The sequence below is a fragment of the Microcoleus sp. B4-D4 genome (assembly GCF_036705185.1).
Classification (GTDB): Bacteria; Cyanobacteriota; Cyanobacteriia; order Cyanobacteriales; family Microcoleaceae; genus Microcoleus.
Map to the genome: position 1 here is coordinate 51142 of NZ_JAUBTX010000023.1, position 21901 is coordinate 73042.

A 21901-nucleotide genomic window follows, 5' to 3' on the forward strand; every position below is an offset into this window, starting at 1 on the left:
GATCGATCTTTCTACTTACAGCGGCCGCTTGCCCAATTTTGGTGTCCGCGATTTGGCTGACACTTCGATTGTCGGCCAATCCAGACAATTTCCCACTTATTTTGCCTGAGCCTGAGTTCTATGCGGTGGCGCATTCCCGCCACAGAATCGTCAGCCAAGCCGACGACTGTATGGACAATTACGGCGGTTTCTCGCGTGGGATATTCAACCAAAATGCCATCGCTTTTTCTGCCTTCAGATTCTCGATCGAGAATAAAGAGTTTGGCTGCGATATCTTTGGGGTTGGAAACCGTAATTTTGCGATCGGTTATGAACCGTTTAGGATTAATTGTTTCGTAGCCAGAGCGAGTTGCAGGTTGCGAAAATGCTGCGGCGGGAATTTGGATGCAGGCGAACACAGCCAGGAAAAAGAGCGATCGAGCGAGAGTAGATTTGTTCATTAGATATCTCCAATAACTCTTGTAGCGCAGGTTAAAATCCTGCTTTTTACTAGAAAAAATGGGTTTAAAGCTTCCCCCTTGTCGGAAGAATGGAAAAATTAATTTCCCTCACCCGCAAACCTCTTCGCGGAAGGAAGAGGTAACTGTCAACAAGCAAGCTGTCAACTGTTGAAACTCATTGGCCGACTATATTAAATTATCTGCGTCCATCAGTGTTTATCCGCTTGAAATCTGCGGTTAACTCATCAATCAAATATTTATGCAGCTTTGTCTATAGAACCCATTTGACATCTTTGAGTTTTTGGATGACGAGAAATATAGAGAGAAACTGGTTTCTGAGATTTACGCAAGGGGCGAGAAACCGGGTATTCTTGGAGTTTTTGGTTGGGTGACGAGAAATATAGAGAGAAACTCGGTTTCTGAGATTTACGCAGAATAGATATCAAATGGGTTCTATAGGCACTTGCGATTCCCAATTCCCAATTCCCAATTCCCAATTACCAATTACCAATTACCGGACATACCTCATCTTTACGAGAAAGGCTATATCAACCATCAAAAAATAACTGCTGCTTTGGGAAAATCTCAAATCTCAACTTGATTTAAACTCCAATCGTAAGGCAAAAAAACGATCGCCCATTCATCGTTCACAGCCACCTCCGGCCCCAAATAACCGCCCGCATACTCAGCCACCGAACCCGCCACCTGCACAAAATCCTCCCCGTACCACTCAAAAATTTTGCTCAAATAAAGCGTCTTTTTCGCGGCATCGTACCGCACTTTATCGGGATTGCGAATAAAACTGCTGGTATCAGCCTCTAGTTGCGCCCGCACCGACTCGGGAAAATAAGCGCCGCGACGCAGCAGCGGACACCCGAGTGCAGCGCAAACTAAGGCAAAATGAATGCGCGGTTCCGCAAAGGAGGGCCGCAAAATTGCGTGTTCGATTTGATTGAGACTGTACTTTTTGCCGCCAATAATCGAGTTTGAACGGGTGAAGAAATCCAAAAAAGCTAGCCAATTCGGAATTCCTAAAATTTTGGGACGAATGGACGCGATCGGGTATACTTCGAGAACTTGAGAAATTGCGATCGCATTGTACGCATTCAGCCACAACGCCAGCCGCGCATCCGCATCCGTAACAGCAGCTAAATCTACATCTGCCAAAGTTGCCAGCCAAGCGCTCAAAACATCTGCCCCCTCAGCTTTCCAGCGCCGATAATTAACACGGCCCCCAGCATCAACGTAGTGTTGCAGCAAGTCGTCCCAAGTCGAAAAGTCGATCGAATTTATCATTCATTACCATCCACATTCTAAGGCGGATATTGCTTTAGGTTCGAGTTCTATTTGTACGCTTATTTTTTTTAAACAATGAGTAAACTAGGTATTCCGACGCAGCCCAAAAGTTAAATTTAAATACAGTACAGCTTATTTGATACTACCGTCAACCCAAGTCGCCCCTTTTAGCTTAGCATTATCCAAATTTGGCCCGGTCAAATCTGCCCCAATTAAATTAGCTTGTCGCAAAAAAGCCCCGCTGAAATTTGCCCAGGATAAATTAGCTTCTCTGAGATTTGCACCTCTCATATCAAATCCTCGCTTCATCGGAATAGTAAATTAACAGTCAACAGTCAACAGTCAACAGTTAACAGTCAACAGTCAACAGTCAACATCATTGCGATGCAACCGGAAACGATATCAAATCCGCCCCTTGCAAATCGGCATTTACTAAACTAGCTTGCGGCAGGGGAATGCTTCTCAAATCGCAGCCGCGACACTGGTTAGTTGACAGCAACTAATTTAGTTGCTGAAGATTACCTGCAATCGCCCCTGCGGCCAACCCGAAAAGCAGTCCAAATAAAACTGCTCCAAAAGTTACAGATTTCATGGTCTTTACCTTCTACAATTATAAAAGATTCTTAATTTAAACTTCAACGGGGCTCGGTTGATTGCGGCACAACACTAATCCCTGTTTTTGAGTCAAATTTGTATTTCCCCTTACCTCCCCTACCAAATATGACCAATAAAAGCCACTTTTTCGATAAACTGTTAGCGGCTGTTGAAAGCAATCAAAGTTTGCTTTATTTGGCCCTAGATCCCGACCCGGAAACCTTGCCGGCGCTGGTTTCGATGACTGGAGAAGAAACTCAAAGTTTTGTGACTGATTTGTTGGCAAGGTTCAAAAGTGCGATCGACCAAACAGCCGATTTAATTTGTGCCTGCAAACTCACCCTCGGTTTTTATCAATGTCTCGGCATCCCCGGCTGGGAACTGCTGCAACAAATTTTAACAATAATTCCCCGCCATATTCCCGTAATTTTAGATGCCAAACACAGCGATTTAAACACTAGCGGAGTGTTTGCCAAAACCGTATTTGAAGACTGGCAATTTGACGCTATTACTCTAAGTCCCTATGCCGGATTCGACGAAGTAGCACCATTTTTATTATATCCCGGAAAAACTGTTTTTGTCCTCTGTGCCACTGCCAACCCGTCAGCCGCCGCATTGCAAGAATACCCGACAGCAGACAACCCTTTGTACTTGCAATTAGTCCGACTCTCTCAAACTTGGGGAACTCCCGAAAAACTCGGTTTGGAAGTAGGAGTAATGCCCGATTTGTTGGCGCGCATCCGCCAAGCAGCTCCCGAACGGTTGATTTTAGTTGAAGGAGATATCGCCGAAGAAAATGACATTGCAGAAGAAAACGACCTCGCACAACTGCTGGCGGCCGGTTTAAGCAAGAATGGTGAGGATTTATTGCTGCCAATTCCCCCGAGTTTGTTCGCGAAAAAAGAGCCGCGCCGAGAAATTGAGAAATTGCGGGATAAAATTAACGAACAGAGGCTGCGGGCGATCGCAGGCAGTCCAACTTGCGAATTGTGGCTGCCCGACGTATGCTTTTTGCAACCCGAACCCAACCGCGATTTAATCTTGCAACTTTATGACATCGGCTGCCTAGTTTTTGGCGACCACGTACAAGCATCGGGCGCAGTCTTTCCCTATTACATCGACTTACGAAAAATCATCTCAATTCCGCAAATCTTTCACCAAATTGTCAGCGCCTATGCAGACATTCTCAAGGGTTTAAAATTCGATCGCATTGCCGGAATTCCCTACGGTTCTTTACCCACAGCAACGGGTTTAGCATTGCGGATGGAACGCCCGATGATTTTTCCGCGCAAAGAAGTGAAAACTTACGGTGCGGGTAAGTTAATTGAAGGGCATTTTCAGGCGGGAGAAACCATTGTCGTAGTCGATGATATTTTGATTAGCGGCAAAAGCGTGATGGAAGGTGCGGGCAAGTTAAAATCTGCGGGGTTAAATGTAGAAGATATTGTGGTTTTAATCGACCACGAACAGGGTGTAAAAGATAAATTGCAGGCCAACGGTTATCGCGCACATTCTGTGCTAGCGCTTTCAGAAATTGCTCAAATTTTGTATCAAGCAAATCGCATTAATACGGAGCAATTTAATATGTTGACTGCGGAAGGTTAAAGTATATAATTTATAATTACCAGGCCGATCCTGGTAATTGATATCTGGAGGCTGAGCCTCCAAAATTCTGTCTCGTTTGCTTTGTTTTAATGGAGGCAGAGCCTCCTGAAATGCGTTCCCAGGCAGAGCCTGGGAACGAGTAAATTAATCGTAGATTTTGATTTTTGGTTGTGTGGGGGCGGGTTTACGAGATTATTTATCTTAGGCATAGATGGTTGGTAAACCCGCCCCTCCGAGCCAATTAGATTAACCTTGCAAAACTTCAATTAAAGCATCGCCCATCGCCCGACAACCGACCTGTTTCATGCCTTCTGACATGATGTCGCCCGTGCGGTAATTTTTATCCAAAACTTTGATAACTGCTTGCTCGATTTTATTAGCAGCTTCTGGCTGATTTAACCCATAGCGCAACATCATTGCCGCGCTTAAAACTTGGGCGATGGGATTTGCTTTATCTTGTCCGGCGATGTCCGGCGCGGAACCGTGCACTGGTTCAAAAACTCCAGGCCCGCTTGCTCCTAAACTAGCAGAAGGTAGCATTCCAATACTACCAGTTAACATCGCCGCCGCGTCGGAAAGAATGTCGCCGAATAAGTTGCCGGTGACTATGGTATCGAACTGTTTTGGCCAGCGAATTAACTGCATTGCTGCGTTGTCAACGTAGAGGTGAGAAAGTTCGACATCGGGATATTCTTGGGAAAGGGAAATGATGCGATCGCGCCACAGTTGCGAAACATCCAAAACATTCGCTTTATCAACGGAACATAGCCTTTTTCCGCGCTTCCTGGCCGTCTCAAAAGCGACTCGCCCGATTCTGTCAATTTCCGAGTCGGTGTAAGCCATTGTATTTACACCCCGTTTTTCTCCGGTTTCTGTCTCAAAAATGCCTTTGGGTTTGCCGAAATAAATGCCGCCTGTAAGTTCGCGGACTACCATAATATCAACGCCTTCGACAACTTCTTTTTTTAAGGAAGAAGCATCGACTAATTGCGGTAAAATAGTTGCAGGACGCAAATTTGCAAACAATCCCAATCCGGCGCGCATTCCTAATAATCCTGTTTCCGGGCGCTGTTCGCGCGGCAAATTATCCCACTTGTAACCGCCGATGGCTGCTAGTAATACTGCATCGCTGTTGCGGCATTTTTCCATAGTTTCTTCGGGCAGCGGATTGCCTGTTTCGTCAATAGCAGCACCGCCTATTAATGCTGTTTGAAATTCAAAGCCGATGTCCAATTGTTTGCCGACAAGTTTCAGGACATCTACCGCTACAGCGATAATTTCCGGGCCGATGCCGTCTCCCGGCAAAAGAGTGATGCGGTAGTTTTGAGTCATATCAATTTTGGGGTTTTGATTGTAGATTCTTGAGGAATTATATTATATCTACTCGCACGATCGTCATAAAATTAGTTTGTAATGAGGGCTAAAGTGCTCGCATTGATGCGGACTAAAGTCCTGACTACAAACCGTTTTTATTATGGTAGTTGAGCGGATATAATATGGCGTACAGAAACTTAGGATTATATCAGCTTCTGTGCGCGATCGCACAAACGGGATTTTTGCCCCTGAAGACATTCTATACAGGTACTGACATCAACGAATACTTTCGCGCGCTGACTGGATTTCAACCCCGACAATTCCCAATAGAAACAATCCGCCAAATCCTCAACCGCGAAAATGTGCTGCTGAGGGCGGCGACGGGTTCGGGAAAAACGGAAAGTGCGATCGCCCTTTTTCTCTTCAGCCAATCTCTCAACCTCGATTCTCCCGAAAAACTCATCTATGTTGTGTCGATCAGAACCATCGCTAACAGTCTCCGCTGGTGCTAACAAGCGGCGGACTAGGCTGCACAAGTTGCTGTGTGGATACCGAAGGTGGACGCAGTACAGTGTTTTTGAGTATTTTTTGACTTTGTGAAGCTTCAGCAGAAGATTTAAATGTTGATTAAGCAGGTGGAGGATTCGGTGTGTATTTATGTTTTGGATGCGGGTTCGGTGAGGCGGACTATTACTTACAGTTCTGAGAAACATTGGGAGGAATGGGCAATAATTTTTTAGATAAAATTATGCACTCGGAGGTTTAGAAACCGGGTTTTTTGGGAAAATATTTGGTTTGGGCAGACTAATTAGGTGAAAAACCCGGTTTCTCTGCCCCCGGTTCTTGTTTCGCGGGATTAATTTGGAGAACCATAGATTAGTTCCTAGCTGTGGCGATGAATCTATTTTATCATAATTGTTGGCAATTCACTATTGCTCTAGTTAACTTTATTCATCACCATCTCTTTAATACCTTCCCACCTCAATATCAAGATTTATTAAATATCCGCAACCAGGTACTGACATAATGCAAGTTTTTATTTATACTTAAAAACGATTAAACCTTTTAAATTAAAGTAATAAAATGTCTGAACTTAGACAAAATCTAATTACCAGAGATTGGGTAATCATCGCCACCGAACGGGCAAAAAGACCGGACAAATTTGCTAACACAAAAAAAACGATTGTAGCAATGCCACCACACCGTGCCGATTGCCCGTTTTGCGTGGGAAATGAAGAAGACGGAACCTTAGAAACTTGCCGTTTGACAGATGAGCACACTGGCTGGAAAGTCAGAGCAATGGCTAACAAATATCCCGCCCTCTCCCCGACAGCAGAACGGCTCAGGATATCATCAGGAATTTACCGCACGATGTCGGGAATCGGCATTCACGAAGTAATTGTCGAACACCCGCGACATGATTTGACTACTGCTTTGTTGACCGTTGAAGAAGTTGCCAGCATACTTTTAGTATACCGCCAGCGCTATTTAGAAATTAGAAAATATCCTTATATTGAAACAATTGTGATCTTTAAAAATCACGGCCCAACTGCCGGAACTTCTCTCGAACATCCTCACTCGCAAATAGCAGCTACGCCCGTTGTGCCTAACCAATTTCGCAGGCGGATCGACGAAGCTATTAGATATTTTGACGACACTGGAGAATGTTTGTTTTGCCGGACTTTGGAAGATGAGTTAGCGGCGCGTGAAAGAGTAATTTTTGAAAGCAAAGATTTTGTCGCTTGTATCCCTTTTGCTGCACTTTCGCCCTTTCATATTTGGATTTTTCCGCGACGGCATTCGTCTTCGTTTGATGATATTACTGATGAGGAAATTATCGGTCTTGCTGATACTTTGAAAACTGTACTCGCTCAGCTTTATTACGGATTGAACGATCCAGATTATAATTATAGTATTCGATCGGTTCCCACTGCCGAACAAGGAACCAAATACTTTCATTGGTATATCGCAATTATTCCCAGAGTCACGAAGCAGGCTGGGTTTGAGTTGGGTAGCGGGATGTTTATCAATAGTGCTTTGCCGGAGGAAAGTGCCGAGTTTTTGCGATCGATTAAAATTCCTGACGACCTTAATTTACGACAAACCTAAAGTATAATAAATCACAAGGATTTTAAAAATGTCCGAGGTCAAGACAGCAGATGATTTGATGAGTTTTAATCATCTCTGGCATAAGTCACAGGATCGATCGCACATTTCAAGCAAATAAACCGAGATAAACGCAAATAATTTTCTGAAGAGTTGAGGATTTTTGCAATCTTGTCTAATGTACAATTGAAATGCAGTACAGCTTAGTTTGCGATCTAAAGCGATCGAGGTACAAGTGGACCCAACTCACAATAAACCTTCGACATACTGCCAGCAGTCATCGCTAAAAGTAGCTTTCAACAGATCTCTAATTTTACCGTCGATCGATAATCTCGCCTCCCCAGAGTCGCCACTCTCGCCGATTTCTCGACTGTCATCCGATAAATGTTCTTGAAGGTGGGCCAGAGTATTGGCGAAATTAGCTAGAAAATAATGTTCGTCTACCCACGCTGTGGGATCGGGGATTGCTGGACTTCCAAAAGCCCGATCGACTAAATCCTGTTTGGCAAAATCGTCAGTGTGGTTTTTCATGCTGAGTTCGATTGAGATAAAATTTGCAGCTTATCTCAATCTTAAGCTGAATTTTTAACGCTTGTGCGATCGCGATCGACCCACCGCAGTGATAAATTTGTGTAATTCGTGCGATCGCGATCGAGCTTGTTTAGTCGGTCGCGTGCTATCATACCACCTCACAGTTGGCGCTCACAAATTTTTACCTCCGGCAAAATAGACTTGGGCACCATTCCGCGAAATTTTTTTGGGGATTGTTGACAGCCTGCGCCATCCGAAAAATTACCGCAATAGAACACAAAACCTCAGCATCTTCCTCTTTGAAACCTGCAAACTTTTGCCACCCATAAACCGTCTGTTTTACCGCCATTTTCCAGGCTTCATCTCATGTCCTACCGAATCCCACAATCACAACATGAGTAGGATTTTCAGCCAACGGAAATATCACAAATAAATCCTTAAACAAGATCATTTTAACAGTCCAATTCATCGAGGTTTCCATCGCAGTATTGTTAACTTCGCCGTCTCCTTGTCCCGACTTTGCGATTGGGAGGCAAATTTTGACAAATATCTAAGCAATTCCGGGGTAAGAAATTCCGGCTGTACATTGTCAGCAACATCATATCCTGAATAGGTTTCGATATCGGTGCGATCGAATCCACAGTTAAAGCAGGTTCCAACTTGGGAGAAAAACCGCCCAACTGTACAGTTTTGCAGTTAGCTTCGAGAAGGTGGCGGGTCATATCTATTTGATATTTTAGGTGTCAGATGGTGGTAAGATTTGTGTGTAGCAAGTCTAAATAATTTGTGCAAAGTATTTTTTTTATGAACCGCAGAGAACGCAGAGGGCGCAGAGAAAGAGAATGCAGAGATGAGAAGATGTGAAAAAATGGTTGAGGTTTGTTATATGTGAGATATTTTACTGATTTTTTAACTTTTTGATAGCGTTGGCAGTTGATTTTTTTCAAGGCAGGTTTAGATGTATTTGGGTTGGGATTTCTATTTGGTCGGTGAAACTCTTTCCTACAAGCTAATAACTAATAATTTATGTTAACACCCTTACCCGATAAATCAGAAATTTCCCAAGGTTCTTCTCGCAACCTGTGGTTTTTTGCTGTTTTGATTTTAATTGTCCTCTTACTAAGTTTGATTGTACAATCATTTTTCAACAAACCACAACTTTTAACCGACCCCTTTCTGCAATTTCCCACAGCAAACTCGGTGCGAGTTGTGTGGTTTACCGAGTTTCTAGGTACTAGCAACACTGTTAGTTACGGAAAAAACTTAAATAAAACTGCTGCAGCAAATACTAGCAAGCTAAGCCGCACCAGAGAAGACAAAGACTCGCAAATTCCCGATGAAATGAAACCGGGAATAACTAACAACAATCCCATTGTGCGCGACATCTGGCGGCATGAAGCAGAAGTCCGCAATTTAACGCCCGATGTGCGGATTCCTTATCTAGTAACCAGCTACAAAAAAGACGGCACATCTGTCAGCAGCAAAGTTTTTACACTTTCTCCGACACCAGCAGCAGGAATACCGCTCAAAATCCTTCTCACTTCCGACCATCAATTGATGCCGATGACAGCAGCCAATCTCCAGAAAGTAACAGAAACAATTGATAAAGTTGACGCGGTTTTCATGGCTGGGGATTTAATTAATATAGCCGATCGCGCTTCCGAATGGTTCGACGACTACCGAGGGCGCGCCTTTTTCCCCGCTTTGCAAGGCCGCGCCTTCTCGGAACTCGACAAAAACGGCATCAAAACAGTGTACGGCGGCGGCGAACTGATCCAGCACGCGCCCTTATTTCCGGCAATTGGGAACCATGAAATCATGGGGAGGTTTTCAACTACCAGCACCCTGAACGACCAGTTTAAGGATGCTTTCCCCCGCGCTGCAGTCCAGAAAATATATCCATACCTCACTCAAAAATATGGGGTAAAAAATAAAGATGTTTTGTTAAAAAATAATAGTTTTAACAGCGATACCTACAACGAAATTTTTAGCTTACCAAGCGACCAAAATTATTATGCCGTGACTTTTGGGGACGTGCGGTTAGTGACTTTGTATGTTACAAATATCTGGCGGACTCCGAATTTAGATCCGGCGGCCAGAGGCAGATATCGGGAACGGGACGAAGATTTTGACCGTCCCGAAAAATGGGGATACGGACAGCATATTTTCGAGCCAATTGCCAAGGGCAGCGATCAATATATTTGGCTGGAACAAGAATTAAACAGTGTCCAATTTAAGCAGGCAAAATATAAAATTGTGATGTTTCACCACCCGCCACATTCTCTCGGCGACAATATTGTACCTGCTTATACTGACCCGGTACAAATAGTCGATCGCACTGAGGATGGCGAGATTAAGATGGTGCGTTACGAATATCCGAAACAGCAAGATTATCTTATTCGGGATGTGGTGCCGCTGCTAGAAACAGCGGGCGTGCAATTGGTATTGTACGGACACTCGCATTTGTGGAATCGGTTTGTGAGTTCGACTGGAATGCACTTTTTAGAGACTTCTAATGTGGGCAACACTTACGGTGCGTTTGCGGGGGAAAAGCGCCGATTTGTGCCGCCGGCATATCGCGAGGATTACAGCGCTATTGGAGACCCGAACGGATTGGAACCTGTGGTGCCGACTGTAGCGCCTTTGTTGGGGAAAACCGGGCTGCCGCTGCCGTATATTGAGAGCAACGATCTTACGGCTTTCAGTATTTTTGAAACTGGGAACGGTACGGTTAACAGCTATTATTTTGATACGCGGAAACCCACGTCAAATGTTGTAAAATTTGATGAGTTTAAGTTGAAAAAATCGTGAATTTGTGTGGTTGAACTTTGGGACTAATTTAGCTCGAAACGTGCATTCAGAAACCTGAACTTTTACGCAAATCCTTCGCCATCGCCCCAAATTAAATAAAAAACAGGAGCATCTCCTGCATGGTAAAAAACATTTTTTGTATTTATAGTGCGATAGGGGACGATCGCACTATCATTAAATGCAAAACTCAGATGTTCCTAAAAAACCGGGTTTTTTGGGTCAGAATGCGTCCGTAACTATCCCATTAAACCTTGTCTTTTGCAGGCGGAACTAAACCCGTTTTATTCAAACCGGCATCAATATCCCTGAGCAATTTTAAATCATCTTCGGGTAAAGAATTAACAGGCGAGTATTTTTCTAGAAACGAGAATGCTTGCCGAAATTCGCGGGGGCGGGAGTCGATCGCGCGATCGAAGTGACAAGGTACAATCCTCTCAAAATCCCAACTCGCAACTCGATCGGCCCAATCGAGAGTTTCCCTCGGCGCGCGGTTGAGAATCAAAGCCTGCAAAACCGGCGCAACCAACAACCGCCCTCCACCCCGCAAAGCCTCGAACGATCGCGCCCAACCAGTTTTCCACTGGAACGGATACAACCCAAAATAAGCTTTCCTAGAGCGTTCTGGCGCTTTGATAGCTCTGTCAAACACCCCCGACCAGGGCGGCACTTCCAGCACGCTGGGGCGAAAATACATGGCAAATAAGGCGATTCTATGCCATCCTTTGCGCCGATTTTCCTCGGTGTCTGCCACCACATCCGATGCGGTGTCTTTGGCGTGAAACAGCAGCGGGTAGGAGTCGAGTTGGAGAATCGCGGGCGGGTTTTCGGGAATGGAAACGACGGAATCTGTTAGCATCAGCGTGCGCGACTGCCTGTGAAATAAGGCAACTTCAGCGAAGTGGCCCAAACCGAGGTCGATCGGGCCTAGGATTGCCCAGTCAAATTCACCTGCGAGGGGCGTGTTGCTGCTGTCACGGGGCAGTACAGAGGTGCGTTTTGCCGGCAAACCCAGCCAACTCAGGGGCAAATTTATGGGGAAACTCCACTGCTGCGGGGCGACAAACACCTGCGCTGCGGGAAAACACCTCGCAAACGGGCCGACAAACACTTTGTGCTCGATGCCGGAACCGGTTGTCAGCAAAATATACTTAACTTCGCCGTGCTCTGCTACTAACTCGTTTAGCAAGCGGATGCACTCGCGAGTCGGTGCGACGGGGGCGTAGACTAGAAGGCCTTGGGATTCTAGTTTAATAACTGTCATCCGCACCGGCACAATCACGTAGAAAATGCCTTGCAGTTGGTCAAAAGTCCAGATTTTGTCTTTGACTATTTCTTTGCGGATGGTGCGCCGCTTGCCGTAGGGATATATTGGGACGATCGGCCAAAATGGCCAGGAATAGTCCCGATTGTCTGTCTGTGTTGGTGTTGGTGTGCCTTCTCCCTCTGCCACTGGTGCGACTCCTTGCCGATTTTTTGGTACTTGCGCGCGATCGAACTTTTGTTAATCTTATTTCAATGTTGCGACGCGGATTCGATGAGTTGAAAAGGGGTTACGGGCGATCGGGCTTTTGAAAGTTTCAGTTTTGACTGCCGGCATCAGCAGCATTGAATTTAAAAAATCGGAAAATACCCTAAAATCATCTGCGTCAATCAGTATTAATCTACCAGAAATCTGCGGTTTATGTATCGAGCCCGTGACTTATGCAACTCAAGTCTACTTTGCCGTCCCAATCTCCGCCTCCGGCCCATTCACAGCGAGAATATCCAACCGCCCTTTAATCAAAGTATCTCCATCTTAAACCTCGATCTGAATCCTATCTTCCATTGTCAGCACAACAGGAAATTCAAAAAACTCCGTTAATCTCATCAACGGTGAAAGTGATAAAAACTTAACCAATTCTTCCTAAACCTTCCCCACTTCTAGATAGCGCCAAAAGTCATTGCTGATTTGCAAGAGTTGCTGCTGTTCAAAATCCGTCAGCGGTTCCAGAAATAAAGACTCAGCAAAAGAACCTGCTGTTTGTCTTTCCAGTTTGAGAAGGCGGCGAACGTCATTTAGGGAAAGTTGGCTTGCTTCTAAATTTTGGGTCATAGCTTTTGTGCGATCGGCTGTTCCTGTCAAGTATATTGCAAACTTGGTATAATTTTATCTTAAAATGGGGATAAATTGATGATGTTTAAGCAACCATTAAAACCCATTGGTATCAGAATTATTCATCTCTCTCTTCCTCTGCGCTCTCTGCGCTCTCTGCGGTTAAATCATTCCGAAAAAACCGCAAACGATCTCAATCCCCAAACAGACAATTACTTGTGATACAATCATACCAGATATTACCCAGAACCAGCCATGCAGCTAGAAGAATATTTTAACTTCCTAAGACCTGACGACATTCGGCTCAAAGGTTCCCGAATCGGCATCGAAACCATTCTTTACGAATACCTGTTTCGCGCCCGAACTCCCGAAGAAATCGCTAACATTTATACATCCCTCACCCTCGAACAAGTTTATGCAACAATTTTGTACTACCTGCACAACAAAGAAGCAGTCGGTAAGTACATAACCGAATGGCTGGAATGGGGCGAAAAAATGCGAGAAGAACAGCGCCGCAATCCTCGTCCAGTGTATGAAAAAATCCGCAAACTGAGAGCAGCAAGAGATGCAATGAGAAAAGCTGATGGCAATCCAGTATCTGTTTGATGAAAATGTCGATCCTGCATATGTTAACCAAATTCGCAGGCGCAATCCCGATCTGGTTGTTCTCGCAGTGGCAGAACTAACAGCACCTTCCAAAGGGACTCTCGACCCAGAAATTCTCATTTGGTGCGAAATCCACAATTTCATTCTCGTTACCAACAATCGCCGCTCTATGCCCGTTCATTTAACAGATCATCTAGAGCAAAATCGCCATATCCCAGGAATATTTATCCTGAATTCCAAGCTGAGTATCGGTCAAAATATTGAGGAACTGATTTTGATTTATCAAGGATCGTTTGATGATGAGTACCAAGATAAAATTGAGCATTTACCGCTACCATAATTCTCACACATCCCCAACATTGACAAAATTGCCCCTGTCTTAAGGAAAATAAACATACTTTTGCCCCAACTTATGCAAACAATAGTTACAAAGAGTAACTGAAGAAAAAACTAACAGCGATGTCACAAGATACGATCGAATCAATTCTGCATGAAAAACGCCTATTCCCGCCCACGGCTGAATTCTCCCAAAAAGCACAGGTCAAAAGCTTAGAAGAGTACCGTGCCCTCTACGACAAAGCCGCTGCTGACCCCCAAGCATTTTGGGCCGAACTGGCTACGCAAGAATTAGACTGGTTCCAAAAGTGGGATACCGTACTCGACTGGCAGCCACCTGTTGCTAAATGGTTTGTCAATGGCAAAATTAACATTTCTTACAATTGTCTCGATCGCCATTTAACCACTTGGCGCAAAAACAAAGCCGCCCTCATCTGGGAAGGCGAACCCGGTGACTCCCGCACGCTGACTTACGCGCAACTCCACCGCGAAGTCTGCCAAATGGCGAATGTCATCAAAGAATTGGGAGTGCAAAAGGGCGATCGCGTCGGCATTTATATGCCCATGATTCCCGAAGCTGCGATCGCCATGCTAGCCTGTGCCAGAATCGGTGCAGTACACAGCGTAGTTTTTGGCGGATTTAGCGCTGAAGCATTGCGCGATCGCCTCAAGGACGGCGAAGCAAAACTCGTCATCACCGCCGACGGCGGCTTCCGCAAAGATACCGCCGTCGGCCTCAAAGCACAAGTCGATAAAGCATTAGCAAATAACGCCGTACCAAGCGTTACCAACGTTCTCGTAGTTCAGCGTACCAAACAACAAATTGAGATGGAACCGGGGCGCGATATTTGGTGGCACGAACTGCAAAAAAACGCCTCAGCAAATTGTCCCGCCGAACCAATGGATAGCGAAGATATGCTATTCGTACTCTACACCAGCGGCAGCACAGGCAAACCGAAAGGAGTCGTCCACACAATCGGTGGCTACAACCTTTATACCCACATGACAACCAAGTGGATCTTCGACTTGCAAGATACCGATGTTTATTGGTGTACTGCCGATGTCGGCTGGATTACAGGCCACAGTTACATCCTCTACGGGCCGCTTTCCAACGGGGCAACAACTTTAATGTATGAAGGTGCGCCCCGCGCGTCGAATCCCGGCTGTTTTTGGGACGTAATTGAAAAATATGGTGTCACTGTTTTCTACACCGCACCAACAGCAATTCGCACCTTTATGAAAATGGGTGAAGACTTGCCCAAGGCCCGGGATTTGTCATCTTTACGATTGTTAGGAACAGTCGGCGAACCGATCAATCCAGAAGCTTGGATGTGGTATCAGCGCGTAATTGGTAACTCAAATTGTCCAATCGTCGATACTTGGTGGCAAACAGAAACTGGCGGAATTATGATTGCCGCTTTGCCCGGTGCAATTCCTACAAAACCCGGTTCTGCCACCCTTCCTTTCCCCGGAATTGTTGCCGATGTCGTCGATCGAGATGGCGAATCAGTAACTAATCAAAGCGGCGGTTATTTAGTTGTCAAACATCCTTGGCCGGGAATGATGCGTACACTTTACAACGATGCCGATCGCTTCCGCCGCACTTATTGGGAATATTTGCACCCGAAAGATGGCCAATTCGTATACTTTGCGGGGGACGGCGCGCACAAGGATAAAGACGGTTATTTCTGGGTAATGGGCCGCGTTGACGATGTAATTAATGTCGCCGGACACCGACTCGGTACGATGGAAGTTGAATCGGCTTTGGTATCGCATCCAGCGGTGGCGGAAGCTGCGGTTGTTGGCAAACCGGATGAGATTAAAGGTGAGGAAATTGTCGCTTTTGTGACGCTGGATGACTCGCAGCAACCGAGTCCAGAATTGGAGAAGGAATTGAAGCAGCACGTTGTTAAGGAGATTGGGGCGATCGCCCGTCCCGGCGAAATTCGATTTACCGATGCTTTGCCGAAAACGCGCAGCGGTAAAATTATGCGCCGGTTGCTGCGTTCTTTAGCCGCCGGAGAAGAGGTTTCTGGGGATACTTCGACTTTGGAAGATCGGACTGTTTTGGATAAGTTGCGGGCTGATTCGTAGGGCTGTGCAACCGCAGATAAACGCGGATGAACGCAGATAAGATTTACATCTGTGTTCATCTGCGGTTTAATTGTTAATTCGCTTATTTACCTCGCCACAAATGAACGGCATCGCTGTTAATTTCCGACCTTACTTGCAGCCAATCCTCCAGCAAGTAGTCATCATCGACTGCTTCTGAATGCTGTTCGTCTTTGAGAATTGCTAAGACGTGAACTCCAGACGGATAGTTGACATGACGGATTTCTGGGTCATATCCTAAGTGTTGAATTTTTGCTAAAACATTATCAACTGAACCGGCAACAGTCAGATCGACGGCCAGAATAATTTGACCGAATTTAGCACCCGGTTTTACACATTCGAGAATAGCCATTACTCTTTCTCCCTATGCTATCTTAGATTTTTTTACTGTAGCAATGAATTATTTAGCTCATCTATTCTTATCAGACGGTACGCCAGCATCGCTGATTGGCAACCTCTTAGGCGATTTTGTCAAGGGTTCGGCAGTCAATCTTTATTCCGAGGAAATTAGAAACGGCATCGATTTGCACCGGAAAGTCGATCGCTACACGGACTCTCATGCAGTAGTGCGATCGAGTACAAGCCTGGTTTGCGCCCAGAGACGCAGGTTTGCTGGAGTTTTGATAGACGTATTTTACGACCACTTTTTAGCTAAAAATTGGCTGAAGTATTCAGAAGTTCCACTCTGCGATTTTGCCCGCCTAGCCTACAAAGTCCTGCAAGACAACCGCGATATATTGCCAGAATCACTTCAGCGGATTATGCCGCAAATAATCGCCCGCGACTTGCTCGGTTCTTATCAGGAAATTAGCGGAATAGATATTGCTCTCCATCGAATGTCGGCAAGAATCAAGCGGACAAATAACTTAGCAGGTGGAGTGGAAGATTTGACAGTTAATTATCAGCAGCTTGAATCAGATTTTACGGCTTTTTTCCCAGACTTAATAAGTTACGCAGCAACTTGCAAAAATCAATATCAAAAATACCAACACTAATCAGTAGGGTGTTTTTGGGTGCACTTGACTGCGATCGGTTCTCACTAATTGCTTTGGGCAGCAAACTCATGTACAATTTAGCCTAAATATGCGAATCTAATCTCAAGTCCAACAAGGTTCAAAATATGGCAACCAGAATTCAGAACCTGCAAGTAACTCAAGTAGTTGATGGCGACAGCATCAAAATTTCTCTCAACGGCACAACCGAGTCTCTGCGGCTGATTTGCGTCGATACAGAAGAAAGTTACTCCAACAGTTCAAAACCTGTTACAGCAGCCGGCAAAGCAGCTTCGGAAATGGCGAAAAAATACTTCACTACAGCAGATGGTAAATTTGCTCAAATTGACATAGAATTTGATACAGACGATCCGGTTAAACTTGCTCTAGAAAAACATCGCGACAACTACGGCCGTCTCCTCTGTTACGTACATAAAGATGGAGAAAATTACAACCTCAAACTGATTCAACAAGGCTGGAGTCCCTACTTTGTCAAATACGGGCGCTCCCGATTGTATCACCGACCAATGACTGAAGCAGAATCGGCTGCAAAAGCTTACAATCTGATGATTTGGAATCCGATTACCAATGCCCAAATTCCCTGTCGCAACTATACTATTTTACTGCCTTGGTGGTCGATGCGCGGCTCGATTGTTGAAGATTTCCGCTTGTGTGAAGCAACTACAGAAGCGCTTTCTGTGAGGTTGCACTACCAGAAAATTTTAGCAGCTTCTGAGACAGCTAAACCTATTACTATTTTCTGCGATTTACTGTCTGGAATTAATCAATGGATCGGCGGTCATGCTAGAATTTATGCGGGTTCATCGTATCACAGATTAGATTTGTGGATACCTGATGCTAAAACTGATGAAAAGGCTCCTTTGAAGCGGCTAATCGAGAAGCGTTATGCGGGTATGGGACGGGGATATGTCTATATCAGCGGTAAGATAGAACAATACAAAGGTAAGCCTCAAATAGTTTTAAACAATCTCAAACAATTTTCTGATTTCCCTCCATAAAATTTACTTTTACATGAATTGAATAAAAAAAACGGACAAATAGCAGGGCTGCATCTATCCGAAAGAATTTGTAGTGCGAGGTTCCCCGGTTGCTTGCTATACAATCCCCGCCAGCGGTTTTTTTCGCAAGTCGTAAAAAAATGCTTTTTGCCAAGCCAGAGATGCTTCCAAGCGAACCGGATAGCTGCGATTCACGCATTGTTTTGATTTCAGTAGCATTGCGGTTAAAAATTCCAAATTAGTCTGTTTTTTTTATGAAACTAAATCAATTTATACTATAATACTATCATTGCCAATCTGTAGCTACCAAGAGCTGCGCCATCAATCCCAACTCCAGAGAGGTCAAAGCCATGTGTCAATTACTGGGAATGAACTGCAATGTTCCAACCGATATTTGCTTCTCTTTTGAGGGTTTTTCTGCAAGAGGTGGCAGAACTGACGTTCATCAAGACGGTTGGGGAATTGCTTTTTTTGAAGGTTTGGGGTGTCGCCTTTTTATAGACTCTAAACCTGCTATTGATTCTCCGGTTGCTGAATTAGTGCGCCGCTATCCCATTCATTCAACTAACGTGATTGCTCATATTCGCAAAGCTACTCAAGGCGAAATTTCTCTGGAAAATTGCCATCCTTTTAGTAGGGAACTTTGGGGACGCTATTGGGTGTTTGCTCATAACGGTAATCTGGAAAATTTTCATCCTGAAAGTGCGGGATTTTATCAAGCTGTAGGCAAAACTGACAGCGAAAAAGCATTTTGTTTGATATTAGAAAAGTTGCGAGAAAGTTTCCCTCAAAACAAGCCTGCTTTGACGGAAATCTACGATGTTCTGAACGAAATTACTAAAACTTTGGCAGCGCACGGAATTTTTAACTATTTACTTTCTGATGGAGAACATTTATTTACACACTGTTCTACTAATCTGCATTATATTGTGCGACAAGCACCTTTTGCTAGGGCGCACTCGATCGATGAAGATGTAACTGTGGATTTCCGGGAATTGACACAGGAGGGCGATCGCGTGGCGGTTATTGCTACTTTTCCGCTGACTGATGATGAAGTTTGGACGCAAATTCAACCGGGACAATTGCTGGTATTTCAGGATGGTTTACCTGTGATATCCGGTTCGTAGTGCGGACTTTAACCCGCAAAAAATAACTGACTAAAGTCCGCACGGGCGATCGATACAAAGCATCCCTCGACAGTCAATTGTTCCAGTGGTTTCAATCGCTTTCATAGTGTGCCTTTGTGTTTCTGTGAAATGTCGTTACTGGTTCCCAGATAGAGCCTGGTTACTAGATGCGATCGCCGATCGTAATCTTAACAATTGCCGTATTATTGATGATTAACTACTCATAAACAGTCATATTTTCAAACAAAATAGGTTCAATTCGTTTCAATACTTCCTTAACTAAATCTTCTGGACATTCACCAATCAAACTTGCCTGCCTTGCGCGATAATCTAGAGAACGTAGTTGATCTGTCATAATTACACCTGTCACCGCTTCACCTTCAGGAATGGGAACATAAAACGGATTTTTGCGTTGTGTGGTGCTAATGGGACAGACAAAAACAAACCCCATTTTTCGGTTAAATTTAGTTTGACTGACAACCAGTGCAGGTCGAGTACCCATTTGTTCGTGTCCTGCTTGAGGATCGAAATTGAGGCGAATGAAATGACCTCGTTCGGGGATGTAGTTTACCAAACTTCTTCTCCTTCTGGTTTTCCCCAAGAGATTTCTTCGCTGGGTTCTATTTCGCCTGCTAATAGTTCATCTAAGGTGTATTTTGAAATTTTATGATTTACAGGCTCTATGACCATTTTTCCATTTTCTATACTGCAAATTACGGAATCATCTGCTTTCAGGTTGAACAATTTTACAATATAGTCTGGTATTGGCAAAGCTAAGGAATTACCAAAGTTGCTGATGTGTATTTTTGCTGTCATAAATTTGCGATTTTAACCATCGGGTTTATCTATTATAACAGCTAGATATAAATCGCCTACCAGATTTAGTGTTGTAAATATTTTGAGGGCGATCGCCTTCGGGCAATATCATGACTGCAGGTAGTGTCTAAAAAGTCAAAAAATTGGTTTCAACCGCCGGGTGGGCTATGCAAATACGGCTGCTACGGCTTTCGGCAATGCGGCACAAAATATGCAACTGGATACAAATAATCTTCGCCAGATTCATCAATAACTCGGATATATTGATGTTTCGCAGCGCGAATATCCGGTATCACCTGATAGATTTTTCGCAATTCCAAGGATACTGGATAATCTTGATTGTTAATGCAAACTACAAAATTAGTTTCTAAGTTAAACTTCAACATATTTGCACAAAGTCCTCGGTTCAGGAATAAACGAACCTGCTTGTCGCAACTCTTCCAAGTGCAAGACTATTGCTTCTTTAATTTGCTGTTCTACCTCTTCGAGAGTTGTACCTGTTGCCGCACATCCCGGTAAATCTAGAACGTAAGCAGAATAATTGCTGTTGGCTTTTTTAATCGCAATTGCATAACGCATACTTTCGCGCTGCCGATTTGCGGCTGCGTCTGTCAGCAAAATTGACCCTTCCGCTGTCAATTCCCATCTGTCGCGCGGCGAACCTGTTTCGATATATCGTTTAACAAAGCCATCAGCAGCCAGTTTTTTTAAGACCACCATCATGTCAGGTTCTCGCGGTACATCTCGACGAGAAAGTGCATTGGCGAGTTCGTACCAACTCCACTTTCCTTGACCTTTAGCTACTAATTCCAGCAGCACTAATTCTAGCTGGGTTAATTGAGTTAGGTTTTTCATTAAAAGTCCTCTACGCTTGGATGAAATAAAATACCGAATCCTTCTTTTAATTTATAATCTTCAAGAGTAGCTGTGTGAGCATTGTTCCAAAGTTCATAAGCATCGTCGGGGTTTGTTGGCTGTCCTGTTGGATAGCCTAGTTTTTTATATCTCAGATACTCGCGCAACTCGTGAGTATAGAAGCGTAAATCAACAGGCTCAGCGACAAGGGTTTGGGTAGCGATACTTCTCAACCTTTCTACCATTTTTAGCTCAGCTTCACCAACTGGATTAAATCTGCGAACATGAGCTTCAACTAAGGCAACACCTCGATCTGTAATTTTAACATTTTGATAAGATAAGTTGAGAATTTTTCCGCCCGCTTTTGATGGATTGAAAGGTCTGCCACTTATTGCACCTTTTTTTGTCATAATTATTCTGCTTCGGGAAATTTTTGCTCGTATTGGGCTAAAATTTCTCGAACTGTTTCGGCCGCGATGTCTGATAGGTCTGATTTAGAATAGATAGTCACCAAAACGATCGAATCGCTAGTTTTGAGGTAATAAATAGCACGGTAGCCAGCACTTTTGCCTTTTTGAATGTCGCTGTTTTTAATTCTGACTTTGAAAATTTCGTACTCCATTCCCGGAATGCGATCGCCCGGAAGTTCCCCCGCTTGAAGTTGTTCGATTACAGGCTGAATATCTTTGCGAATGTTGCGATAGCGTTTGCCTAAAGTTCGCAAGTCTCATTGAAATCGAGGGGTGAGTTCAATTGCGATCGGTTGCGGATCGATTGTCATCGATGCCATTCCACAGTTGAGACAAAGGGAGAGTTTGTCCGGTAATTGCCTCATGGAAGCCTTGCTGAATCCCTTCGACGACTGTTTCAGTGGGGTCATCATCGGGATCGATATCAGTGTTTTGACGAATTTTTTGTTGCAGTTCTTTGAAGCGTCCTTTATAGATATCTTCCCATTTATCGGACTGCAAGAATTTGATAAAGGCTAAAACTTCTTGTTGCTGGTCTGGCGATAAGACCTTCACATTTTCCAAAATGGCTTGTTCGACGGTCATAATTATCCCTTTTTTTTGATTGTTATTCTACAATCTAGTAACAATATTATATCAAACGGGTGGCTTGACAGCAATTCAGGGGTGACTTCAATTAAATTAGCTTGGGATACTCAGTTAGTTTATCCATTGTACTATTTCCTATACTTACGCAGCAAAACTATTAACCAGTCTAACTGTAGGTCTGTCTGCACTTG

The 21901-nt window shown here is 44.3% G+C and carries 29 protein-coding genes; 11 read left to right on the forward strand and 18 right to left on the reverse strand.

Going from position 1 to position 21901, the window contains the following annotated elements:
* Positions 1 to 11: 11 nt before the first annotated feature.
* From QUB13_RS17625 to QUB13_RS17640, 4 genes are all read right to left on the reverse strand, one after another.
* On the reverse strand, positions 12 to 440 hold the full coding sequence (locus QUB13_RS17625) for a hypothetical protein (RefSeq protein WP_333382916.1): 429 nt from the start codon (positions 438 to 440) through the stop codon (positions 12 to 14).
* A 585-nt stretch (positions 441 to 1025) separates the two neighbouring features.
* A complete protein-coding gene (locus QUB13_RS17630) occupies positions 1026 to 1736 on the reverse strand; it encodes a DUF547 domain-containing protein (protein WP_333382918.1) in 711 nt (236 codons plus the stop codon).
* A gap of 132 nt (positions 1737 to 1868) precedes the next feature.
* Complete coding sequence (locus tag QUB13_RS17635) at positions 1869 to 2027, reverse strand: pentapeptide repeat-containing protein (RefSeq protein WP_333382920.1); 159 nt, start codon at positions 2025 to 2027, stop codon at positions 1869 to 1871.
* An 85-nt stretch (positions 2028 to 2112) separates the two neighbouring features.
* Entirely contained in the window at positions 2113 to 2235 is a 123-nt protein-coding gene (locus QUB13_RS17640) for a pentapeptide repeat-containing protein (RefSeq protein ID WP_333382923.1), read from the reverse strand.
* 221 nt (positions 2236 to 2456) lie between these two features.
* Here QUB13_RS17640 and QUB13_RS17645 point away from each other — a divergent pair, with 221 nt between their 5' ends.
* Positions 2457 to 3935, forward strand: coding sequence for a bifunctional orotidine-5'-phosphate decarboxylase/orotate phosphoribosyltransferase (locus QUB13_RS17645; protein WP_333382925.1), 1479 nt, complete (start codon positions 2457 to 2459; stop codon positions 3933 to 3935).
* A gap of 246 nt (positions 3936 to 4181) precedes the next feature.
* On the opposite strand, the gene leuB is transcribed toward QUB13_RS17645, so the two are convergent.
* The gene (gene leuB, locus QUB13_RS17650; protein ID WP_333382927.1) at positions 4182 to 5267 is read right to left on the reverse strand and encodes a 3-isopropylmalate dehydrogenase; all 1086 of its coding nucleotides are present in this window, start codon (positions 5265 to 5267) and stop codon (positions 4182 to 4184) included.
* A 164-nt stretch (positions 5268 to 5431) separates the two neighbouring features.
* Here leuB and QUB13_RS17655 point away from each other — a divergent pair, with 164 nt between their 5' ends.
* From QUB13_RS17655 to galT, 3 genes are all read left to right on the forward strand, one after another.
* Complete coding sequence (locus tag QUB13_RS17655; RefSeq protein ID WP_333382930.1) at positions 5432 to 5761, forward strand: DEAD/DEAH box helicase; 330 nt, start codon at positions 5432 to 5434, stop codon at positions 5759 to 5761.
* A gap of 108 nt (positions 5762 to 5869) precedes the next feature.
* On the forward strand, positions 5870 to 5989 hold the full coding sequence (locus tag QUB13_RS17660; protein ID WP_228049975.1) for a CRISPR-associated endonuclease Cas2: 120 nt from the start codon (positions 5870 to 5872) through the stop codon (positions 5987 to 5989).
* Between the two features lie 343 nt (positions 5990 to 6332).
* Complete coding sequence (gene galT / locus QUB13_RS17665) at positions 6333 to 7358, forward strand: galactose-1-phosphate uridylyltransferase (RefSeq protein ID WP_333382932.1); 1026 nt, start codon at positions 6333 to 6335, stop codon at positions 7356 to 7358.
* 243 nt (positions 7359 to 7601) lie between these two features.
* Here the strand turns inward: galT and QUB13_RS17670 are convergent, their stop codons facing one another.
* On the reverse strand, positions 7602 to 7886 hold the full coding sequence (locus QUB13_RS17670) for a hypothetical protein (RefSeq protein WP_333382934.1): 285 nt from the start codon (positions 7884 to 7886) through the stop codon (positions 7602 to 7604).
* A 491-nt stretch (positions 7887 to 8377) separates the two neighbouring features.
* On the reverse strand, positions 8378 to 8608 hold the full coding sequence (locus tag QUB13_RS17675; protein WP_333382936.1) for a hypothetical protein: 231 nt from the start codon (positions 8606 to 8608) through the stop codon (positions 8378 to 8380).
* Positions 8609 to 8912: 304 nt separating this feature from the next.
* Here QUB13_RS17675 and QUB13_RS17680 point away from each other — a divergent pair, with 304 nt between their 5' ends.
* Positions 8913 to 10697, forward strand: coding sequence for a metallophosphoesterase family protein (locus QUB13_RS17680; RefSeq protein WP_333382938.1), 1785 nt, complete (start codon positions 8913 to 8915; stop codon positions 10695 to 10697).
* Positions 10698 to 10941: 244 nt separating this feature from the next.
* Here the strand turns inward: QUB13_RS17680 and QUB13_RS17685 are convergent, their stop codons facing one another.
* Both QUB13_RS17685 and QUB13_RS17690 read right to left on the reverse strand, forming a co-directional pair.
* Complete coding sequence (locus QUB13_RS17685) at positions 10942 to 12147, reverse strand: DUF4336 domain-containing protein (protein ID WP_333382940.1); 1206 nt, start codon at positions 12145 to 12147, stop codon at positions 10942 to 10944.
* 453 nt (positions 12148 to 12600) lie between these two features.
* A complete protein-coding gene (locus QUB13_RS17690) occupies positions 12601 to 12789 on the reverse strand; it encodes a hypothetical protein (RefSeq protein ID WP_333382942.1) in 189 nt (62 codons plus the stop codon).
* Between the two features lie 255 nt (positions 12790 to 13044).
* Between QUB13_RS17690 and QUB13_RS17695 the strand changes: the two genes are divergently transcribed.
* The 3 genes from QUB13_RS17695 to acs all read left to right on the forward strand — a co-directional run bounded on the left by QUB13_RS17695 (position 13045) and on the right by acs (position 15825).
* Complete coding sequence (locus QUB13_RS17695; protein WP_333090351.1) at positions 13045 to 13395, forward strand: DUF433 domain-containing protein; 351 nt, start codon at positions 13045 to 13047, stop codon at positions 13393 to 13395.
* Positions 13373 to 13735 (forward strand): DUF5615 family PIN-like protein, encoded by a 363-nt coding sequence (locus QUB13_RS17700; protein ID WP_194067524.1) that lies wholly within the window; start codon positions 13373 to 13375, stop codon positions 13733 to 13735. The genes QUB13_RS17695 and QUB13_RS17700 overlap by 23 nt, the downstream gene beginning before the upstream one ends.
* Before the next feature lie 119 nt (positions 13736 to 13854).
* On the forward strand, positions 13855 to 15825 hold the full coding sequence (acs, locus tag QUB13_RS17705) for an acetate--CoA ligase (protein ID WP_333382945.1): 1971 nt from the start codon (positions 13855 to 13857) through the stop codon (positions 15823 to 15825).
* Between the two features lie 82 nt (positions 15826 to 15907).
* On the opposite strand, the gene QUB13_RS17710 is transcribed toward acs, so the two are convergent.
* The gene (locus tag QUB13_RS17710; RefSeq protein ID WP_333382947.1) at positions 15908 to 16195 is read right to left on the reverse strand and encodes a hypothetical protein; all 288 of its coding nucleotides are present in this window, start codon (positions 16193 to 16195) and stop codon (positions 15908 to 15910) included.
* Positions 16196 to 16238: 43 nt separating this feature from the next.
* On the opposite strand from QUB13_RS17710, the gene QUB13_RS17715 reads away from it, so the two are divergent.
* On the forward strand, positions 16239 to 16838 hold the full coding sequence (locus tag QUB13_RS17715) for an acyl carrier protein phosphodiesterase (RefSeq protein WP_333382949.1): 600 nt from the start codon (positions 16239 to 16241) through the stop codon (positions 16836 to 16838).
* Positions 16839 to 16963: 125 nt separating this feature from the next.
* Positions 16964 to 17854 carry a thermonuclease family protein gene (locus QUB13_RS17720; protein ID WP_333382951.1) on the forward strand — a complete coding sequence of 297 codons (891 nt, stop codon included), beginning with the start codon at positions 16964 to 16966 and terminating at the stop codon, positions 17852 to 17854.
* Positions 17855 to 17950: 96 nt separating this feature from the next.
* On the opposite strand, the gene QUB13_RS17725 is transcribed toward QUB13_RS17720, so the two are convergent.
* Complete coding sequence (locus tag QUB13_RS17725; protein ID WP_333382953.1) at positions 17951 to 18073, reverse strand: hypothetical protein; 123 nt, start codon at positions 18071 to 18073, stop codon at positions 17951 to 17953.
* Between the two features lie 131 nt (positions 18074 to 18204).
* On the opposite strand from QUB13_RS17725, the gene QUB13_RS17730 reads away from it, so the two are divergent.
* Entirely contained in the window at positions 18205 to 18981 is a 777-nt protein-coding gene (locus QUB13_RS17730) for a class II glutamine amidotransferase (RefSeq protein ID WP_333382955.1), read from the forward strand.
* A gap of 217 nt (positions 18982 to 19198) precedes the next feature.
* On the opposite strand, the gene QUB13_RS17735 is transcribed toward QUB13_RS17730, so the two are convergent.
* From QUB13_RS17735 to QUB13_RS17765, 7 genes are all read right to left on the reverse strand, one after another.
* Positions 19199 to 19555 carry a type II toxin-antitoxin system PemK/MazF family toxin gene (locus QUB13_RS17735; protein WP_333382957.1) on the reverse strand — a complete coding sequence of 119 codons (357 nt, stop codon included), beginning with the start codon at positions 19553 to 19555 and terminating at the stop codon, positions 19199 to 19201.
* Complete coding sequence (locus QUB13_RS17740; RefSeq protein WP_333382959.1) at positions 19549 to 19797, reverse strand: AbrB/MazE/SpoVT family DNA-binding domain-containing protein; 249 nt, start codon at positions 19795 to 19797, stop codon at positions 19549 to 19551. Before QUB13_RS17740 ends, QUB13_RS17735 begins: the two co-directional genes overlap by 7 nt.
* A 182-nt stretch (positions 19798 to 19979) precedes the next feature.
* Positions 19980 to 20183, reverse strand: a complete 204-nt coding sequence (locus QUB13_RS17745) for a hypothetical protein (protein ID WP_194067517.1) — start codon at positions 20181 to 20183, stop codon at positions 19980 to 19982.
* Positions 20170 to 20652 (reverse strand): type II toxin-antitoxin system HicB family antitoxin, encoded by a 483-nt coding sequence (locus QUB13_RS17750; RefSeq protein ID WP_333090360.1) that lies wholly within the window; start codon positions 20650 to 20652, stop codon positions 20170 to 20172. The genes QUB13_RS17745 and QUB13_RS17750 overlap by 14 nt, the downstream gene beginning before the upstream one ends.
* Positions 20652 to 21062, reverse strand: coding sequence for a hypothetical protein (locus QUB13_RS17755; RefSeq protein WP_333382961.1), 411 nt, complete (start codon positions 21060 to 21062; stop codon positions 20652 to 20654). Before QUB13_RS17755 ends, QUB13_RS17750 begins: the two co-directional genes overlap by 1 nt.
* A 2-nt stretch (positions 21063 to 21064) precedes the next feature.
* Complete coding sequence (locus tag QUB13_RS17760; RefSeq protein ID WP_333382963.1) at positions 21065 to 21376, reverse strand: type II toxin-antitoxin system RelE/ParE family toxin; 312 nt, start codon at positions 21374 to 21376, stop codon at positions 21065 to 21067.
* A 25-nt stretch (positions 21377 to 21401) separates the two neighbouring features.
* Complete coding sequence (locus QUB13_RS17765) at positions 21402 to 21707, reverse strand: hypothetical protein (protein WP_333382965.1); 306 nt, start codon at positions 21705 to 21707, stop codon at positions 21402 to 21404.
* Positions 21708 to 21901: the final 194 nt, after the last annotated feature.

Bases quoted from the DNA above. Each gene is read 5' to 3' on its own strand.
- QUB13_RS17625 (WP_333382916.1), bottom strand. From the start codon at position 440: ATGAACAAATCTACTCTCGCTCGATCGCTCTTTTTCCTGGCTGTGTTC.
- QUB13_RS17630 (WP_333382918.1), bottom strand. From the start codon at position 1,736: ATGATAAATTCGATCGACTTTTCGACTTGGGACGACTTGCTGCAACAC.
- QUB13_RS17635 (WP_333382920.1), bottom strand. From the start codon at position 2,027: ATGAGAGGTGCAAATCTCAGAGAAGCTAATTTATCCTGGGCAAATTTC.
- QUB13_RS17645 (WP_333382925.1), top strand. From the start codon at position 2,457: ATGACCAATAAAAGCCACTTTTTCGATAAACTGTTAGCGGCTGTTGAA.
- leuB (WP_333382927.1), bottom strand. From the start codon at position 5,267: ATGACTCAAAACTACCGCATCACTCTTTTGCCGGGAGACGGCATCGGC.
- QUB13_RS17655 (WP_333382930.1), top strand. From the start codon at position 5,432: ATGGCGTACAGAAACTTAGGATTATATCAGCTTCTGTGCGCGATCGCA.
- QUB13_RS17660 (WP_228049975.1), top strand. From the start codon at position 5,870: ATGTTGATTAAGCAGGTGGAGGATTCGGTGTGTATTTATGTTTTGGAT.
- galT (WP_333382932.1), top strand. From the start codon at position 6,333: ATGTCTGAACTTAGACAAAATCTAATTACCAGAGATTGGGTAATCATC.
- QUB13_RS17670 (WP_333382934.1), bottom strand. From the start codon at position 7,886: ATGAAAAACCACACTGACGATTTTGCCAAACAGGATTTAGTCGATCGG.
- QUB13_RS17675 (WP_333382936.1), bottom strand. From the start codon at position 8,608: ATGACCCGCCACCTTCTCGAAGCTAACTGCAAAACTGTACAGTTGGGC.
- QUB13_RS17680 (WP_333382938.1), top strand. From the start codon at position 8,913: ATGTTAACACCCTTACCCGATAAATCAGAAATTTCCCAAGGTTCTTCT.
- QUB13_RS17690 (WP_333382942.1), bottom strand. From the start codon at position 12,789: ATGACCCAAAATTTAGAAGCAAGCCAACTTTCCCTAAATGACGTTCGC.
- QUB13_RS17695 (WP_333090351.1), top strand. From the start codon at position 13,045: ATGCAGCTAGAAGAATATTTTAACTTCCTAAGACCTGACGACATTCGG.
- QUB13_RS17700 (WP_194067524.1), top strand. From the start codon at position 13,373: ATGGCAATCCAGTATCTGTTTGATGAAAATGTCGATCCTGCATATGTT.
- acs (WP_333382945.1), top strand. From the start codon at position 13,855: ATGTCACAAGATACGATCGAATCAATTCTGCATGAAAAACGCCTATTC.
- QUB13_RS17710 (WP_333382947.1), bottom strand. From the start codon at position 16,195: ATGGCTATTCTCGAATGTGTAAAACCGGGTGCTAAATTCGGTCAAATT.
- QUB13_RS17715 (WP_333382949.1), top strand. From the start codon at position 16,239: ATGAATTATTTAGCTCATCTATTCTTATCAGACGGTACGCCAGCATCG.
- QUB13_RS17720 (WP_333382951.1), top strand. From the start codon at position 16,964: ATGGCAACCAGAATTCAGAACCTGCAAGTAACTCAAGTAGTTGATGGC.
- QUB13_RS17725 (WP_333382953.1), bottom strand. From the start codon at position 18,073: ATGCTACTGAAATCAAAACAATGCGTGAATCGCAGCTATCCGGTTCGC.
- QUB13_RS17730 (WP_333382955.1), top strand. From the start codon at position 18,205: ATGTGTCAATTACTGGGAATGAACTGCAATGTTCCAACCGATATTTGC.
- QUB13_RS17740 (WP_333382959.1), bottom strand. From the start codon at position 19,797: ATGACAGCAAAAATACACATCAGCAACTTTGGTAATTCCTTAGCTTTG.
- QUB13_RS17745 (WP_194067517.1), bottom strand. From the start codon at position 20,183: ATGTTGAAGTTTAACTTAGAAACTAATTTTGTAGTTTGCATTAACAAT.
- QUB13_RS17750 (WP_333090360.1), bottom strand. From the start codon at position 20,652: ATGAAAAACCTAACTCAATTAACCCAGCTAGAATTAGTGCTGCTGGAA.
- QUB13_RS17755 (WP_333382961.1), bottom strand. From the start codon at position 21,062: ATGACAAAAAAAGGTGCAATAAGTGGCAGACCTTTCAATCCATCAAAA.
- QUB13_RS17765 (WP_333382965.1), bottom strand. From the start codon at position 21,707: ATGACCGTCGAACAAGCCATTTTGGAAAATGTGAAGGTCTTATCGCCA.